Source organism: Hydrogenophaga sp. (assembly GCF_965657535.1).
Lineage (GTDB): Bacteria > Pseudomonadota > Gammaproteobacteria > Burkholderiales > Burkholderiaceae_C > Hydrogenophaga.
In genome coordinates, this window is sequence record NZ_CBFHOP010000003.1 from 90993 (window position 1) to 107919 (window position 16927).

Annotated in this window: 10 protein-coding genes; 3 read left to right on the forward strand and 7 right to left on the reverse strand. The window is 65.7% G+C overall.

The window, feature by feature from the left end; translation table 11 throughout:
* Positions 1-96 precede the first annotated feature (96 nt).
* The 7 genes from ACTG4K_RS05670 to ACTG4K_RS05700 form a co-directional block, all read right to left on the reverse strand.
* Complete coding sequence (locus tag ACTG4K_RS05670; RefSeq protein WP_439113226.1) at positions 97-741, reverse strand: aspartate/glutamate racemase family protein; 645 nt, start codon at positions 739-741, stop codon at positions 97-99.
* The gene (locus ACTG4K_RS05675) at positions 738-3314 is read right to left on the reverse strand and encodes a TRAP transporter permease (protein WP_439113227.1); all 2577 of its coding nucleotides are present in this window, start codon (positions 3312-3314) and stop codon (positions 738-740) included. The genes ACTG4K_RS05670 and ACTG4K_RS05675 overlap by 4 nt, the downstream gene beginning before the upstream one ends.
* 108 nt (positions 3315-3422) lie before the next feature.
* Positions 3423-4397, reverse strand: coding sequence for a TAXI family TRAP transporter solute-binding subunit (locus ACTG4K_RS05680; protein WP_439113228.1), 975 nt, complete (start codon positions 4395-4397; stop codon positions 3423-3425).
* 139 nt (positions 4398-4536) lie between these two features.
* A complete protein-coding gene (locus ACTG4K_RS05685; RefSeq protein ID WP_439113229.1) occupies positions 4537-5916 on the reverse strand; it encodes an aspartate aminotransferase family protein in 1380 nt (459 codons plus the stop codon).
* 52 nt (positions 5917-5968) lie between these two features.
* Positions 5969-6862: a MurR/RpiR family transcriptional regulator gene (locus tag ACTG4K_RS05690; RefSeq protein WP_439113230.1), complete on the reverse strand. Its 894-nt coding sequence runs from the start codon at positions 6860-6862 to the stop codon at positions 5969-5971.
* Between the two features lie 153 nt (positions 6863-7015).
* The gene (locus ACTG4K_RS05695) at positions 7016-10180 is read right to left on the reverse strand and encodes an efflux RND transporter permease subunit (protein WP_439113231.1); all 3165 of its coding nucleotides are present in this window, start codon (positions 10178-10180) and stop codon (positions 7016-7018) included.
* 8 nt (positions 10181-10188) lie between these two features.
* Positions 10189-11301, reverse strand: coding sequence for an efflux RND transporter periplasmic adaptor subunit (locus ACTG4K_RS05700; RefSeq protein WP_439113232.1), 1113 nt, complete (start codon positions 11299-11301; stop codon positions 10189-10191).
* 280 nt (positions 11302-11581) lie between these two features.
* Between ACTG4K_RS05700 and hpnC the strand changes: the two genes are divergently transcribed.
* The 3 genes from hpnC (at position 11582) to ACTG4K_RS05715 (ending at position 16921) form a co-directional block, all read left to right on the forward strand.
* Complete coding sequence (hpnC, locus tag ACTG4K_RS05705; RefSeq protein ID WP_439113233.1) at positions 11582-12502, forward strand: squalene synthase HpnC; 921 nt, start codon at positions 11582-11584, stop codon at positions 12500-12502.
* Between the two features lie 239 nt (positions 12503-12741).
* Positions 12742-13767, forward strand: a complete 1026-nt coding sequence (locus tag ACTG4K_RS05710; protein WP_439113234.1) for an efflux RND transporter periplasmic adaptor subunit — start codon at positions 12742-12744, stop codon at positions 13765-13767.
* A gap of 13 nt (positions 13768-13780) precedes the next feature.
* Positions 13781-16921 (forward strand): efflux RND transporter permease subunit, encoded by a 3141-nt coding sequence (locus ACTG4K_RS05715; protein WP_439113235.1) that lies wholly within the window; start codon positions 13781-13783, stop codon positions 16919-16921.
* Positions 16922-16927: the final 6 nt, after the last annotated feature.

A 16927-nucleotide genomic window follows, 5' to 3' on the forward strand; every position in this document is an offset into this window, starting at 1 on the left:
CGGTCTTTCTTGCATGGCGCCCCGAAGGCGCAATTTGCAATGTGCCCGCTTTACGGCAACCCTAGATTGTAGCTGCTGTGGCTGCCTGCGCCTGGCTTAGCCGGCCAACCGCTGGCGCAAAGCCCGCACGGCGCTGCCCGGCGTGGTGAGCACCGGCAGCCCCACCGCCTGCTGAACGGCCGCCTGGGCACGCGCCATGCTGAACTGAGCTAACGCGATCACTTGGCAACCCTGGCGGGCGAGCGCCTGGGCCGCCTCCACCACCAAGGCGTCGTGGCGCGCGGTGTCGCCTTCGTTCAGGGCCTGCAGCGCGCCGTCGGCCAGGGCGGTGGTCAAGACGGTGCCCGGTGGAAACTCGGACGGCATGGACGCCAGCGTAGGCGCAAACGAAGCGATCAAGCCGATGGGGCGACCGTGACGTACCGCCTCGACCACCATGGCCTCGTTGGGCTTGAGCACCGGCATGTGCGGCCGGCGCGCGGCCACCGCTTCAATGCAAGGCCCAAAGGCCGAGCAGGTGAACAGGATGGCCTGGGCGCCTGTGCCCTCGGCGTAGGCGGCCAGCGCCTCGAAGCGCTGGTGCAGGGCCTCGTCCAGCCCTCGGCCTGAACGCGCGAGGTCGGCGGACAGGCTGTCGTCCAGCAGATTCATGCGCTGGGCCTGCGGCCAGTCGCGCGCCAACTCGTCGTTGATGGGCGCGACCGAGTGCGCCAGCGCGTGGATGAGCGCAAGGCGCGTCATGCCGAGGCGCCCTCGCGGGGTCGGCGGGCGCGCTGCAGCGCCATCACCAGCAGCAACAAGGCCAGCGCTGGCACAAACAACCACTCTTTGGCCGGCCGGGTTGAAGGCACTTCGGCCGACACGATGCGGTAGCCCTGCTCAATACCCAGCTTGGCTGCGGGACTGCCAAACCGCACCCCGGCAATCAGCAATTCGTCGCCCTGCGCCATGACGGTCAGGCCTGCACTGGCCATGCGGTCGCGAGCGCTGCCGGGGTCACCCAGCGGCAGCAGCACACCCTTGCGTATGTCTTTGCCGTCCATGTTCATGCCCTCGATCCAGATGCGCTTGCCGGCGCCGGCTGGGGCTTGCTCAATCAACTCGTTCATCTGGGCCGCCGGCACCTCGTCAAAAGGCGGGTACAGCATGTCCCACCAGTAGCCGGGCCGGAACAAGGTGAAGGTGATCAACAACAGGGCAATGGTTTCGTACCAGCGCGACTTGACCAGGAAAAAGCCCTGGGTGGCGGCCGCGAAAACGAGCATAGCCACCGTGGCGCTGCCCACGGTGAGGATCAGGTGCAGTGGACCCGTCAGCCCCATCAGCAACAGCTGGGTGTTGAAGATGAACAGGAACGGCAGGATGGCCGTGCGCATGCTGTAGTAGAAAGCGGTGATGCCTGTCTTGATGGGGTCGGCGCGCGCAATGGCCGCCGCCGCAAACGAGGCCAGGCCGACCGGCGGCGTCACGTCGGCCATGAGGCCGAAATAGAACACGAACAGGTGCACCGCAATCAGCGGCACGATCAGGCCGCTTTGCGCACCCAGCTCCACCACTACCGGCGCCATCAGCGTGGACACCACGATGTAGTTGGCCGTGGTCGGCAGGCCCATGCCCAGGATCAGGCTGATGAGTGCCACCAGCACCAGCATGAGCATGAGGTTGCCGCCCGAGAGCAGTTCCACCAGCTCGGTCATGACCAGACCCACGCCGGTGAGGGACACTGTGCCCACAATGATGCCGGCTGCCGCCGTGGCCACACCAATGCCAATCATGTTGCGCGCACCGGTGGCCAGGCCATCAATCAAGTCGGCAAAGCCTTGCCGGGTGGCCGCACCCAGACCGCCCTGCCCGCGAAACGCAGCCAAGATGGGCCTTTGCGTGACCATGACAAAAATCATGAACAGCGTCGCCCAGAAGGCCGACAGGCCTGGCGACATCTGCTCGACCATCAGACACCAGATCAGCACCACCACAGCCAGCAGGTAATGCAGGCCCGACTTCACCGTGGGCCCGGTTTCGGGCAGTTCAAACACGGGTGCGTTGGGGTCATCCAGCTCCAGCGCGGGCTGTCTCGCCCCAAACCAGAGCAAACCGACATAGCTGGCCAGCAGACCGGCGCCGACCACCCAGACAGCGGCGTCGCCCATGACGGTCTTGATCCAGCCAATGCCCCAGTACACCGCGCCCGACAGCACGATGAAACCAGTCACCGTCATGGCAAAAGACATCAGACGCGAGCCGACCGTGGCATTGCCCCGGCGCGGCAGGCCGACCATGTTGGCCTTCAGGGCCTCCAGGTGCACGATGTAAAGCAGTGCGATGTAGGAAATGATGGCCGGCAAAAAGGCGTGCTTCATCACCTCGATATAGGGAATGCCCACGTACTCCACCATCAGGAACGCGGCTGCGCCCATCACCGGCGGCATGATCTGGCCGTTCACCGAACTGGACACCTCCACCGCGCCGGCCTGGTCGGGCCGGTAGCCCACCCGCTTCATGAGCGGGATGGTGAAGGTGCCTGTGGTCACCACATTGGCGATGGATGAGCCGGAAATGATACCGGTAGCCGCCGACGACAGCACCGCAGCCTTGGCGGGGCCACCGCGCATGTGACCCAGCAGCGCAAAGGCCGACTTGATGAAGTAGTTGCCCGCGCCCGCTTTGTCCAGCAACGAGCCGAACAGCACAAACAGAAAGATGAAGCCGCTGGACACGCCCAGCGCCACACCGAACACGCCTTCGGTGGTCAGCCACTGGTGGCTCATGGCGCGGTTGAGCGAGAAACCCCGGTGGGCGATCATGTCGGGCATGTAGGCCCCGCCAAAGGTGTATCCGAGGAACACCAGGGCCACGATCACCATGGGCAGCCCCAGCACGCGGCGGGTGGCTTCCAGCAGCAAAACGATACCCACCGCACCGGTGTACACGTCCATGAGCGTGGGTTGGCCCGGACGGGTGGCCAGCTCGCCGTAGAAGATAAACAGGTAGGTGGCGCAGAAAGTGCCCACCAGCGCAAACACCCAGTCGGTGATGGGCACGTAGGCGCGCGGCGAGCGCTTGAACGCTGGGTAAGCCATGTAAGACAGGAACACCGCAAAGCCCAGGTGGATGGCACGCGTTTCGGTGTCGTTGAACACCAGAATGCCGAGACTGAACGGCAGCGGTGAGGCGATCCAGAGCTGAAACACGGACCAAGCCAGTGCCACAGCAAGCAGCATGCGGCTCATCCAGGGACCGGGTGCGCGGCCACCGGTGTCGTTGTCGGCAACCAGTTGGTTGACGTCAACCTCGGGTGCGGTGTGGGTTTTCATGCAGACCTATGCGTTGTGTTTTTTTGTGAAGAGCCAACAAAAAAGCCCTGACGCGTCAGAGCTTTTTTGCGGCATCAGTCCGGTTGGACCTCAGCATTCGGCAGGCAATTACATCCAGCCTTTTTCCTTGTAGTACTTCACGGCACCGGGGTGCAGCGGAGCCGACAGGCCGTCCTTGATCATGTTCTTGGGATCGAGACCGACAAACGCAGGGTGCAGCTTTTTGAACTCGTCGAAGTTCTCAAACACGGCCTTGACCAGCTCGTACACCGCCGCGTCGGACACCTTGGCCGACGTCACGAAAGAAGCCAGCACGCCGTAAGTGGGCGTGGGGTTGGGGTGACCGGCGTACACACCGCCAGGGATGTTGACCTTGGCGTAGTAGCTGTTGGCAGCCACCAGTTTGTCCACCGCTGGGCCGGTCAAAGGCACCAGCTTGGCGCCACAGGTGGTGATGGGATCCTGAATGTTGGCGCTGGGGTGGCCCACGCCATAAATGAAACCGTCAATCTTGTTGTCGCACAGGGCGGCGCCGTGTTCGTCGGCCTTGAGTTCGGCCGCCAGGCCGAAGTCGCTGATCTTGCCGCCGCTGCTGGCCAGGTACTCGTCCATGGCGGCGCGGGTGCCGGAGCCAGGGTTGCCGACGTTGAAGCGCTTGCCTTTCAGGTCGTCAAACTTGGTGATGTTGGCTTCTTTGCGCGACAACACGGTGAAGGGCTCAGGGTGGATGGAGAACACGGCGCGCAGGTCGGTGTGCTTGCCGTCTTTCTCGAACTGCTTGGCGCCGTTGAAGGCGTTGTACTGCACGTCCGACTGGGACACGCCGAAGTCGAGCTCGCCGGCCTTGATGGTGTTGATGTTCACCACGGAACCGCCGGTGGATTCCACCGAGCAACGGAAGCCGTGCTTGGCGCGGTCTTTGTTAACCAGACGGCAAATGGCGCCGCCAGCGGCGTAATACACGCCGGTCACGCCACCAGTGCCAATGGTCATGAACTTTTGCTGTGCCTGGGCCTGCCCCACGGGGGCTAGCATGGCGGTAGCGGCGGCAACAGCGCTCAGGTAGGCGGTGATTTTCTTCATCTCGAACAACTCCTGCAGTGGACTGCGTGATTACGGAAATAAACGGGCTTGTGAAACAAGAACCGTGATGGTATCGCAAGGTTCGCGTAAGCCTCAGCGATAACCCCTCGTGTTTACCCTGAAACCTTATGCATTATTTTTATGGAAACACACCCACAGCGGCCAACGAACGGTTGAGCGCGCGTTGCAGCCGCTCAACGATCTGCGCCAGTTCGTCGGGCGTGCTGATGAAAGGCGGCGCCAGCAAGATGTGGTCGCCGCAGCGACCATCCACCGTGCCGCCCATGGGGTAGACCATCAGACCCTCGGCCATGGCTTCGCGCTTGATCCGCACATGCAGCTTGTGGGCCGGGTCGATCCACTGTTTGCTTGCCCGATCCGCCACCAGTTCCACCCCCCAGAAAAGGCCGCGTCCGCGGATGTCGCCCACGTTGGGGTGGTCGCCCAATGTCTGCTGTAGCAAGCCTTGCAGCTGCGCGCCACGCTCGCGCACCTGACCCAGCAGGCCGTCACGCTGGATCACGCGCTGCACCGCCAGCGCCGCTGCGCAGGCCACCGCATGGCCCAGGTAGGTGTGGCCATGCTGAAACAGGCCGCTGCCCTGGCGAAACGCATCCACCAGCCGGCCTTGGGCCAGCACTGCGCCAATGGGCTGGTAGCCGCCGCCCAAGCCTTTGGCGATGGTCAGCAAGTCGGGCACCACGCCGTCTTGCTCGCAGGCGTGCAGGGTACCGGTGCGGCCTATGCCGCACATCACCTCGTCCAGAATCAGCAGAATGCCGTGGCGGTCACACAACTCGCGCACACCCTTGAAGTAGCCCGGCACCGGCGTGAGCACGCCGGCCGTGGCGCCGCCCACCGTTTCGGCCACAAAAGCCATCACGTTCTCGCCGCCCAGCGTGTCAATGGCGGCAGACAACTCGGCCACCAGGCGCTGCCCGTATTGTTCGGCGGTTTCGTCGCTGCGGCGGTCGCGGTATTCATAGCAAGGCGATACATGCGTCACGTCGATCAAGATCGGCTTGAACTGCTCGCGCCGCCAGGCGTTGCCGCCCACAGCCAGCGCGCCCAGGGTGTTGCCGTGGTAGCTCTGGCGCCGGGCGATGAAGTGGCGGCGCTGGGGCTGCCCGATTTCCACAAAGTACTGGCGCGCCATTTTCAGCGCGGCCTCCACGGCCTCGGAACCGCCACTGACGAAGTACACATGGCTCATGCCGGCGGGCGCGGTGTCGATCAACAGGTCGGCCAGCTCTTCGGCCACGGCGGTGGTGAAAAAGCTGGTGTGGGCATAAGCCAACTGGTCGATCTGGGCGTGCATGGCCGCAATCACGTCGGGGTGGCCATGGCCCAGGCAAGACACCGCAGCACCGCCCGAGGCATCCAGGTAAACACGGCCATTGGCATCGGTGATGGAAATACCCTGGCCGCTGACGGCCACGGGCAGGCCGTGGTGCAGCTGACGATGGAACACGTGGGTGGCGCCTGGCTGGACGGTTGAAAGGGTGGTGGGTGCGTTCATGTTTGGGCAAAAAATGGGAAATAGGCAGTCGGTGTTCAGCCGGTCAGATACGTCAGATACGTCCGATACGTCTGATCGGGCCGGGCTTGTCCCAGTAGACGTGGGCTGCTTGCAACTGTTTTTGGCGCAGGGTGAGGCGCTGCGCTACGGCATCACCGCCCTGCTCGGCCACGGCGTGCATGAGCGCTTCAGCCAGGGCCTGGGCGCCGGTCATGGAATGAAAAAACGCGGGCGAAGCTGCGTCAAACAGCAGGCTCTGGGTGGCCACGCGGGCCAGTGGCGAGAGCGCGCTGTCGGTCAACGCCAGGACCGGCACACCCCGAGCGGCCGCCTGCTGCGCGGCTTGCACGGCTTGCACGGTGTACGGCGCCTGGCTTACCGCCACCAGCAGGTCGGTCGCTTCCAGCGCGGCCAGGCGGTCGGCCCAGGCGCCACCGGGGTCGGTGGCCAGGGCGGTGCCGGCGCGCAGCCAGTCGCAGGTGTAGTGCAGGTGGTAAGCCGTGCCAAAGCTCGCGCGCAGCCCCAGAAACAGCACGCTGCGCGCCTGCAAGATACGCTGCGCGGCAGCAGCCAGGCTAGGCGCCGGGTTGTGCGCCGTCACAGAAGCCAGGTTGCCAGCTTGAGCACGGGCCAGCGCGGGCTGCGCCGCAGCGTGTTCAACCTCGTCACCAGCGCCAACCGCAGCTTCGCCGCCCTGCCCACCCACCGAGCGCGCAAACGCTGCCATGGCGGGCCGACGCATGGCGTCAAACCCGCTCAGACCGAGCGCCTGGGCCAGCCGCGTCATGGTGGCGGGTGCCACACCGGCGGCCCGCGCCGACTGCCGCATGGACTGCAAACCCAGCTCGGCCGGGTGTACCCGCACCCAGCGGGCCGCCCGCTGCAGTTCGGGGCTCAGGCTGTCAAAGTGGTGGTCCAGATGCTGGATGAGTTGGCGGTAGGGCACGCTGCTGACATTGAAACAATTGAATCGTAAAAATTATAATGATTCATTCGTTTCAAATCAACATTGTTGAAACACCCGAACGATGCACCCACAAAAGAGCCCGCCAATCCGTCGCAACCGACAGCCTGGCGGGCTTTCCCGGGCAAAGCCAGGTCAGGCTGGTTGCGGCTCGCGCTTCACGCGAAACCAGGCGGCGTACATGGCGGGCAGGGCCAGCAGCGTGAGCACGGTGGCCACGATCAGGCCGCCCATGATGGCCACGGCCATGGGGCCCCAGAACACGCTGCGCGACAGCGGGATCATGGCCAGTACGGCCGCCGCAGCGGTCAGCACAATGGGGCGCATGCGGCGCACGGTGGATTCCACCACCGCATCCCAGGCTGGCACACCGCGGCTGCGGTCTTGCTCAATCTGGTCGATCAAGATCACCGAATTGCGCTGGATCATGCCCATGAGCGCAATGACGCCGAGCAGCGCCACAAAGCCAAACGGACGGTTCAACAACAGCAGCGCGCCGGCCACACCCGCCAGGCCCAGCGGGCCGGTGATGAACACCAGCAGCGAGCGGCTGAAGCTTTGCAACTGCAGCATGAGCAGCGTGAAGGTGATGAACAGCATGAGGGGAATGCCCGCCGCAATGGACGACGAGCCCTTGCTACTTTCTTCCACCGCGCCCGCCACCTGCACCCGGTAGGCGCCCAAGCCGCGCTGCGCCCAGTCGCCCTCAATGGCCTTGAGCGCCGGCAGCAACTCGGCGGTGACGGTCGCACCTTGCAAGCCCTCCACCACATCGCCCTGCACGGTGATGGCGTAGTCGCGGTTTTCCCGCCACATCACACCAGGCTCCCAGTCAAATACAGGGCGTGCAATCTGCAGCAGCGGAATGCTCTGGCCACTGGCGGTGGGCAGGTAGGCGTTGGCCAGGCTGGAGATGGCGTCGCGCTCGTTCAAGGGCTGGCGCAGCACGATGTCGATCTGCTTGTCGCCGTCGCGGTACTGGCCCACGGTGCTGCCACTGAGCAAGGTGCGCCCGGCCTGCGCAATGCTCTGGCTACTCACGCCCAGCGCGCGCGCCTTGGCCTGGTCCACATCCAGACGCAGCACCTTCACCGACTCGTTCCAGTTGTCGTTCACGCCGCGCATGTTCGGGTTGGCGCGCACCGCGGCTTTCACCTCGTCGGCCAGGCCGCGCAGCACGGCGGGGTCGGTGCCCACCACGCGGAACATCACCGGGTAGGGCACCGGCGGGCCGTTGGGCAGCAGCTTCACGCGCCCGCGCACCTCGGGAAACTCGGTGGCCAGCAACTCGGGCAGGGCCTTGCGCAGGCGCTCACGGGTTTTCAGGTCTTGCGGCAACACGATCATTTGCGACACGTTGGTCTGCGGAAAAATCTGGTCCAGAGGCAAGTAAAAACGCGGCACGCCCGAACCGACCCAGGTGCTCACACTGGTCACGCCCGGCTCTGCGGCCAGGCGGGCTTCCACCCGGCGCGTCACTTCGTCGTTGGCGGCCATGCTGCTGCCCTCGGGCAACCACACGTCCACCATGATTTCGGGCCGGCTGGAATCGGGAAAGAACTGCTGCTGCACCTGGCCCATGCCCACGATACCCAGCACAAAGGTGCCGATGGTGAGGCCAATGGTGATCCAGCGGTGTTGCACGCACCAGTCCACTGTGGCCCGGAAGCGGTCGTAAAACGGGCCGTCAAACACCTCTTCGGCCGGGCCCACATGGGGTTTCACCTTGAGCAGCTTCACGCCCAGGTACGGCACAAAAAACACCGCCACGATCCAGGACAGCACCAGCGCAATCACCGTCACGGCAAAAATGGCAAAGGTGTATTCACCCACGGTGGAATTGGCCATGCCGATGGGCAGAAAACCCGCTGCGGTGATCAACGTGCCAGTCAGCATGGGCATGGCCGTGGCCTCCCAGGTGAAGGTGGCCGCGCGCATCATCGTGTAGCCCTCTTCGAGCTTGCGCACCATCATTTCCACCGCAATGATGGCGTCGTCCACCAGCAAGCCCAGCGCAATGATGAGCGAGCCCAGCGAGATCTTGTGCAGGCCAATGCCCCAGTACTGCATGGCCAGAAAGGTGATGGCCAGCACCAGCGGAATGGTGATGAACACCACCAGACCGGGCCGCATGTCCAGCGTGTAGCGGCGCAAGCCCCGCCCACCTTCGCGCTTGTGCAGACCCAGCGCCAGAAAGCTCACCGCCAGCACGATAACGACCGCTTCAATGAGCACCTTCACGAACTCGTTGACCGAGCGCGTGACCGCGGCGGGCTGGTCTTGCACCTGCACCAGCGCCATGCCAGCGGGCAAAGCGGCTTCAATCTCGGCCACCGTGGTTTTCAGGGCCTTGCCCAGCGCGATGATGTCGCCGCCCTTGGCCATGGAAATGCCCAGGGCGATGCTGTCTTCGCCGTTGTGCCGCACCATGACCTGCGCCGGATCGGCATAGCCCAACCCGATCTGCGCGATGTCGCCCAGGCGAAGCTGCCGGCCATTGGCCGCCCGGATGGGCATGGCACGCAACTGATCGACCGAGGTGAACGCACCGGCCACCCGCACCTGCACCACGTCTTGCGGTGCCTGTACCGCGCCAGCGGACTCCACCGCGTTTTGCTGCCCCAGTGCGGCCAGCACCTGCGGCAAGTCCAGCCCCAGGGTGGCCAGGCGCTTCATCGAGATTTCGACATAGAGCTTTTCGGCTTGTACGCCAAACAGCTCCACCTTGTTCACGTCTTTCACGCGCAGCAGGCGCTGGCGCACGTCGTCGGCCACCAATTTTTTGTCGGCCGGCGAAAAGCCTTCGCCCTGCAAGGCGTAGATCACGCCATACACGTCACCAAACTCGTCGTTGTAGAACGGCCCCACCACGCCTGGGGGCAGCGTGCCGCGCATGTCACCGATCTTTTTGCGCACGGTGTACCAGGTCTGCGACACGTCGCTGGCGGGCGCGTTGTCTTTCAACTGAAAGATGATGAGCGCCTCGCCGGGTTTGGAATAGCTGCGGATCTTGTCTGCATAAGGCACCTCTTGCAGCGTCTTTTCCACCCGGTCGGCCACCTGCTCGGCCATCTGCTGGGCGGTGGCGCCGGGCCAGTAGGCCTGCACCACCATGGCACGAAAGGTAAACGGCGGGTCTTCGTCCTGACCGAGCTGAAAGTAGGCGGCCACGCCCAACAGCATCAGCACAATCATCAAATAGCGGGTCAGGGCCTGGTGGTCCAGCGCCCATTGGGACAGGTTGAAACGCGACACCCAAGACGACTGGGCTGCGGTGGCCGGTGGCGTGGTGAGGTTCATGCCGGGCCTCACTGTGTGGCAGCGCCAGCAAAGCGCGTCACCTTCTGGCCAGGCTGCAACACGTGCACGCCTGCAGCCACCACCTCTTCGCCCAGCTTCAGGCCGCTGGCAATCACCATGTCGTTGCCATCGGCCCCGGCCACCACCACCGGGCGCGGTTGCACCGTGCTGGTGGCCGCGTCAAACACCCACACCGAAGTGGTGGACGGTGCGCCCGCCTCTGAGCGCATGAGCGCGCTGGTGGGCAGCTTCACCACCGCCGGCGCCGAAGCCCCGTCCCATGCAAACGCCACGTAAGCCGTGGCACCCAGCGGCACCTGCACGCCTTCGGGCAGCGCCAGCTTGACCTGGTAGGTGCGGGTGGCCGGGTCTGCGGCGGCCGCCACTTCGCGCACGCTGGCCTGCAGCGGCGCAGCGGCCAAGGGCACACCCGCGCCAGCCCACAGCCGCACTTGTGCAGCCTGCCCGGTGCGCAACCGCGCCAGCCGGTCTTCGGGCACCGCCACCACCACGTCGCGTGCGCCGTCGCGAGCAAGGCGCACCACTGGCGTGCCTGCAGCCACCACCTGGCCCACCTCGGCCTCCACCGCCAGCACCACGCCTGAGGCGTCGGCCAGCAAGCGGGTGTAGCTGGCCTGGTTACCTTGCACCGCGCCCTGGGCCTGCGCTTGTTTCAGGGTCGCGTTAGCCGCCTGCAGCGTGGCTTGGCGGCGCTCAATTTCAGCACCGCTCACAAAGCCCTGCGCCTTCAAGTCGGTGAAGCGCTTCAGCTCGGCAGCCGCCAGGTCGCGCTGGGTTTGCGCAGCGCTCACCTGCGCCTGGGCCGCCTGGTTGGCCAGGGCGAAGTCTTGCGCGTCCAATTGGGCCAACAACTGGCCCGCCACCACGCGCTGCCCCACCTCGACCGGGCGCTGCACCAGCTTGCCACCCACCCGAAAGCCCAGCCGCGATTCGGTGCGCGCGCGCACCTCGCCGGCGTATTCGCTCCGGGCGCCCAGCGCCCCGGCGCTCACCGTGAGCAGCTTGACGGAGCGCACCGGCTCCTGCGGTGCTTCCGGGCGCGAGCAGGCGGCCAAGGCCAGTGCGGCGGTCATGATGAGGACAAAATGCGGTGTTTTCATGGAAACAGTGAACAAGCGGTGGTGAAATGGGGTGCTCGATACCGGCGTGGCCAGGGCCAGAGTGGTGGAGCTGTGTTCTGCCGGGAAGCCGATTCAAAGCCGTTGGGGCGGCTCTGGTAAATTAATGACCGACTGGTTAGTAAGCAAAATTGTAGTGCAATTGCGTGCTTAGCCAACGGCCTGGCAGCGACCAGGGTGAGGCCCCAAAGCACTGCGTGCATGCCAAGCCCTGTCAGACTCAGCGACCACCAGCCCACCCTGCCGCCCCGCCAAGCCCCACATGCCTGAACCAATGCCGCATCCAGCCCCCGCCGAACCACCGGCACAACCCGTGGAAGATGCGCCGTTGTCGGCACAAGTGGCGCATTACGAAAATTTTCCGGTGGCGTCGTGGCTCTGTCCCCAACATCTGCGCCCGGCGATCGTGGCGATCTACCACTTCGCCCGCACGGCCGACGACATCGCCGACGAAGGCGACGCGACTGCCGAGCAGCGCCTGGCCGAGCTGGCGGCCTACCGCGGCGCCCTGGATGCTTGCCTGGCTGGGGCCGCCGTGCAGGGGCGCTGGGCCGGCGTTTTTGCGCCCCTGGGCCAGGCCTTGGCACAGCACGCCCTGCCCGCCCAACGGCTGCACGACCTGCTCAGCGCCTTTGAACAAGACGTGCGCCACACCGCCAGCGGCCATCGCTACGCCAACACCGCCGAGCTGCTGGCCTATTGCCGCCTGTCGGCCAACCCGGTGGGCCGTCTGCTGCTGCACCTGTATGGCGTGCACGACGCGGCGTCGCTGCAGCAAAGCGACCAGATCTGCAGCGCTTTGCAACTGATCAACTTCTGGCAAGACATCAGCGTGGATCTGCCGCGTGGGCGCATCTACCTGCCCACCGACGCCTTGCAGCGCCACGGCGTGCAGGTGGCCGACTTTATGCACGCCAGCGAACAACCACCGCAGGGCACACCCAGCGCCCAGCAAGCCGTAGTGACCGAGCTCTGTGCCCACGCCCGCGGCCTGATGCACATGGGCGCCCCGCTGGCGCGCCGCGTGCCGGGGCGCGCCGGCTGGGAACTGCGCCTGGTGGTGCAAGGCGGGCTGCGCATACTGGATGCCATCGCAGCCGCTGATCACCGCAGCTGGCAAACCCGCCCCACGCTGAGCAAAGCCGATGTGCCGCGCCTGCTCTGGCGTGCGCTGTGGATGTGACCCGCGCCAGCGCGCCCCGCAACCCGACACCCCAAAAAACAGCCCCAGGAAGCCCCATGACAACACAGCCAACCCACCTTTTCAGCGCGCCAGTGCACAGGCACCTAGGGCTCTGGCCCCATGAAGTAGCAACCGTTCGCCCTGAGCCTGCCCTGCGACAAGCGCACCCCGAACGGAAATTCAGACTTCGCTGGGCTGGATCTTTGGGGAGCGCGCTCACGCTCAGCCTTCTGCTGGGCATGAACACCGCCTGGGCGCAAGCCACCCCCGCCGCGCCTGCAGCCAGCAGCCCGGCGCGCGCCCTGGTGGGCGTGGCCCGGCTCGACAGCGTGTGGGTACAACCCGAGCGCGAGGCCCCGGCCAGCGTGGTGGCGCGCAACGTGTCGCGCCTGTCGGCCGAGACGGCGGGCACCCTGCTGCGCTGGACCGCCGATGTGGGGGCCACCGTGAAACGCGGCGAGGTGCTGGCCCAGATCGACCCGCGCGACGCTGAACTGGGTGTGCAGCGCGCCCAGGCAGCACTGGATGCCAGCGCCGCGCGCCTGAAGCTGGCGCAAGCGCAGCTGCAGCGTTCGCGCGACCTGGTGGCGCAGGGGTTTTTCTCGCAAGAAGCGCTGGCGCAGCGTGAAACCGAGGTGGCGCTGCTGCAAACCGAAGCCAGCGCCAACCGCGCCCAGCTGGCCACCGCCCAGCGCCAGCTCAGCAAGACCACGCTGCGCGCGCCGTTCGACGCCAGCGTGACCGAACGCCCGGCCCAAACCGGTGAGGCCGTGGCGCCCGGCAGCGTGCTGTATGTGCTGACCGACAGTGGCCCCGCTGAGCTGGCCACCACCCTGAGCCCAGCCGACGTGGCCGGGCTGCGCGCCGCCCGCACCGTGCGTTTTGAAACGCCCGGCGCCAGCCACGCCGTGCGCCTGCTGCGCGTGGCATCCACCGTCACCGCACCCGCGCGCACCCAGGCCGCCCGCCTGGCGTTTGCCGACGCGGCCACAGCGCCAGCGGCCGGCACCAGCGGCACTCTGCGCTGGCAAGAAGCCGCCCCGCACCTGCCGCCGGGCCTTATGGTGAGGCGCCCAAACGGGCTGGGTGTGTTTGTGCAGCAAGGCAGTGGCGCCCAAGCCACGGCGCGCTTTGTGCCGCTGCCCCGCGCGCAAGAGGGCCGCGCCAGCGCCGTGGCCCTGCCGGCCGACACGGTGGTGATCGTGCGCGGCCAGGCCACGCTGCAAAACGCCCAGGCCATCGACGCACAGCCTGCGGGCCAATAAGGCGGAACACCCCATGAAATTCCTGCGCGCCCTGCTCACCAACCACCCACTGGCCAACATCGCTTTTGTGGTGGTGCTGCTGCTCGGTCTGGTGAGCTACAACACCATGCCCCGCGAGCAAGACCCCGAGGTCAACTTCAACTGGGTCAGCGTCACCGCCGTGCTGCCCGGCGCCAGCGCCGAAGAGGTGGAACGCCTCGTCACCAACCCGTTGGAAGACGGCATCAAAGGCGTGGCCGACGTGCGCTTTGTCATCAGCAATTCGCGCGAAAACGTGGCCAGCCTGCTGGTGCGATTTCGCGAAATCAACGAACGCACCTTTGACAAGCGCATGGCCGACCTGCGCCGCGAGATTCAAAACAAAGCCGCCAGCGAGCTGCCCCGGGAGGCGCGCGACCCGATGATTCTGGAGATCACCACCAGCAACGGCTTTCCCACCGCCGCGCTCATGCTGCTGGGACAGGCCGACGACGAAACCCTGCGCCTGAACGCGCGGCGCATCAAAGATGACCTGGAGCGCATGGGTGGCGTGGACCAGGTGTTTGCATCCGGCCTGCGCGAGCCCGAAATTTTGATCAGCCCCAACGCCCAGGCACTGGCCGCGCGCGGGCTGCTGGCTTCAGACGTGGCCGACACGGTGTCGGCCTGGTGGCGCGACACCTCGGGCGGCACCCTGAAAACGCAAAACGGTGCCTGGTCCATCAGCGTCAAGGGCGTGCTCACCGACCCGCAGGCTCTTGAAGGCCTGCCGGTGGCATCCAGCATGCGACCCGGTGTGTCGGCCCGGCTGGGTGAGGTGGCGCGCATTGAGCGCGCCCGCGCCCCGGCCTCGCAATACGCGGCCTCCAACGGCCAGCCGGCCGTGTCGCTAGCAGTCACGAAAAAGTCGGGCACCAACACCCTGGAGCTGGTGGACCGACTCAACGCCTATCTGGCGACCCAAAACAGCGTGCTCGCCGCCGCCGGCCTGCAACTGGTGCTGACCGACGACCAGACCGTGCCCACCCGCGACGCCATCAACGTGATGCAAACCAACGCCCTCGTGGGTATGCTCATGGTGCTGGCGGTGTGCTGGGCGTTTCTGGGCTGGCGCATCGGGCTGCTGGTCACACTGGGCATTCCGTTTTCTTTGCTCGGCACCTTCGCCGTGCTCTCGGCCATGGGCTACACGGTCAACGTGTCGGTGCTGCTGGGTGTGGTAATCGCGCTGGGCATGCTGGTGGACGATGCGGTGGTGGTGGTCGAATCCATTTACTACCGCATGCAGCGCGGACAAGAGGCACTGGCCGCCAGCCTGGATGCAATTGGCGAGGTGTGGAAACCGGTGCTGGCGTCGGTGGCCACCACCATGGCGGCGTTTTTGCCGCTCATGCTGCTGCCCGGCATCATCGGCAAGTTCATGTTTGTGATTCCCTTTGTGGTCACGCTGGCGCTGGCCATTTCGCTCATTGAAGCGTTCTGGATGATGCCAGTTCACGTCAGCGCCATTGGCGTGCGCTTTGACCGACCGTCGCGCGTACAAGCCTGGCGCGAGCGATTCAACCGGGCTATTCGCTTGCGCTACGGGCAGGCGCTGGGCTATGTGTTGCGCCGTCCCAAGCGCTCCGCGCTGGTCAGCGCCCTGGCGGTGGCAGCAGCGGTGGCGCTGCTGGTCACTGGCGTGATCCGGGTGCAGTTCTTTGCCTTCGACCCGATCCGGGCGTTTTACGTCAACGTGGACATGCCGCAAACCGCGTCACTGGAAGACACGCTGACCGAAACCCAGCGGGTAGAAGCGGCGGTGCGCGAGCAGCTGCGTGGCGTGGGTCTGGACGGCGAAGCGCGCGCGGTCACCTCCACCGCCGGCTTGAAGTTCACCGAAACCGAGCCGGTGTACGGCGATCTGTATGGTCAGGTGTTTGTGTCGCTCAACCCCCGCACCGACGGCTCGCGCGACGTGCAGCAGGTGGTGCAAGACATGCGCCAACGCATCGAAGGCCTGAGCGGCCCGGGACGCAAGAGCTTCACCGTGCTCTCAGGCGGCCCGCCCGCGGGCAAGGCCATCAGCGTGAAGGTGCGCGGCGACGACTTCGACCAGATTCAAGCCGCCGCCGACGCGCTCAAAACCCTCGTGGCCACGGTGCCCGGCGCCAAAGACGTGCAAGACGACAACCTGCCCGGGCGCGCGCAGCTGCAACTGCGCCTGGACCGCGACGCCCTGCGCGACGCCGGCCTGAGCGCCGCCCAGGTGGCGCGCCTGGTGCGCCTGGCGGTGGACGGCGAGGTGGTCGCCTTCACCCGCGACGAGGGCGACAAGATCGAGCTGCGCGTGCGCTCAGACCAAGCGCTGCGCGGCCCCGACGATCTGCGCGTGGACCCGGTCAGCCTGCTGGACGAACCGATTGCCTTGCCCAACGGCCAGACCACCCGCCTGGGCGCCCTGGTGCAAGCCGAAGCCACACCCGGGCGCGGCTTCATTCGCCACTACAACCTGCGCCGTACCACCACGGTGGAGGCCAATTTGGACAAAGAGATCACCGACACAAAAGCGGCCAACGACCTGATCAAGGCCGGCTGGGAAACCATTCGCGCGCAGCACCCCGGCGTGGACCTGGACTTTTCGGGCGAGCTCGAAGACATCGAGGAAGGCCTGGCCGCCATGCAGCAGCTCTTTTTGCTGGGTGTGGGCATCATCTACCTGATCCTGGCAGCGCAGTTCAAAAGCTACTGGCAACCCATGATGATTCTGGTGACCGTGCCGCTGGCTTTCACCGGCGTGGCCTTTGGTCTGGCCATTTCCAACAACCCGCTGTCGCTCTACACGCTGTACGGCGTGATCGCGCTCACCGGCATTGCGGTCAACTCGGCCATCGTGCTCATTGACGCTGCCAACGACCGCATGCAGCGCGGCATGAGCACCATACACGCCATCATCCAGGCCGCGCGCCGGCGCGTGGTGCCCATTCTCATCACCACCACCACCACCATCGGCGGCCTGTTTTCGCTGGCCTTCGGCATCGGCGGGCAAAGCCTGCTCTGGGGGCCGGTGGCCGCCAGCATCGTGTGGGGTCTGGCGTTCTCTACGCTGCTCACCTTGTTTGTGGTGCCGCTGCTGTATCTGGCGTTCATGCGGCCACGCCAAGCCGGCCAAGCATTCCGGGTGGAACCCGTTTGATCGGGC

Coding starts and splice junctions, on each gene's coding strand:
- ACTG4K_RS05670 (WP_439113226.1), bottom strand. CDS start 741: ATGACGCGCCTTGCGCTCATCCACGCGCTGGCGCACTCGGTCGCGCCC.
- ACTG4K_RS05710 (WP_439113234.1), top strand. CDS start 12,742: ATGAACACCGCCTGGGCGCAAGCCACCCCCGCCGCGCCTGCAGCCAGC.
- ACTG4K_RS05685 (WP_439113229.1), bottom strand. CDS start 5,916: ATGAACGCACCCACCACCCTTTCAACCGTCCAGCCAGGCGCCACCCAC.
- hpnC (WP_439113233.1), top strand. CDS start 11,582: ATGCCTGAACCAATGCCGCATCCAGCCCCCGCCGAACCACCGGCACAA.
- ACTG4K_RS05680 (WP_439113228.1), bottom strand. CDS start 4,397: ATGAAGAAAATCACCGCCTACCTGAGCGCTGTTGCCGCCGCTACCGCC.
- ACTG4K_RS05715 (WP_439113235.1), top strand. CDS start 13,781: ATGAAATTCCTGCGCGCCCTGCTCACCAACCACCCACTGGCCAACATC.
- ACTG4K_RS05675 (WP_439113227.1), bottom strand. CDS start 3,314: ATGAAAACCCACACCGCACCCGAGGTTGACGTCAACCAACTGGTTGCC.
- ACTG4K_RS05700 (WP_439113232.1), bottom strand. CDS start 11,301: ATGAAAACACCGCATTTTGTCCTCATCATGACCGCCGCACTGGCCTTG.
- ACTG4K_RS05695 (WP_439113231.1), bottom strand. CDS start 10,180: ATGAACCTCACCACGCCACCGGCCACCGCAGCCCAGTCGTCTTGGGTG.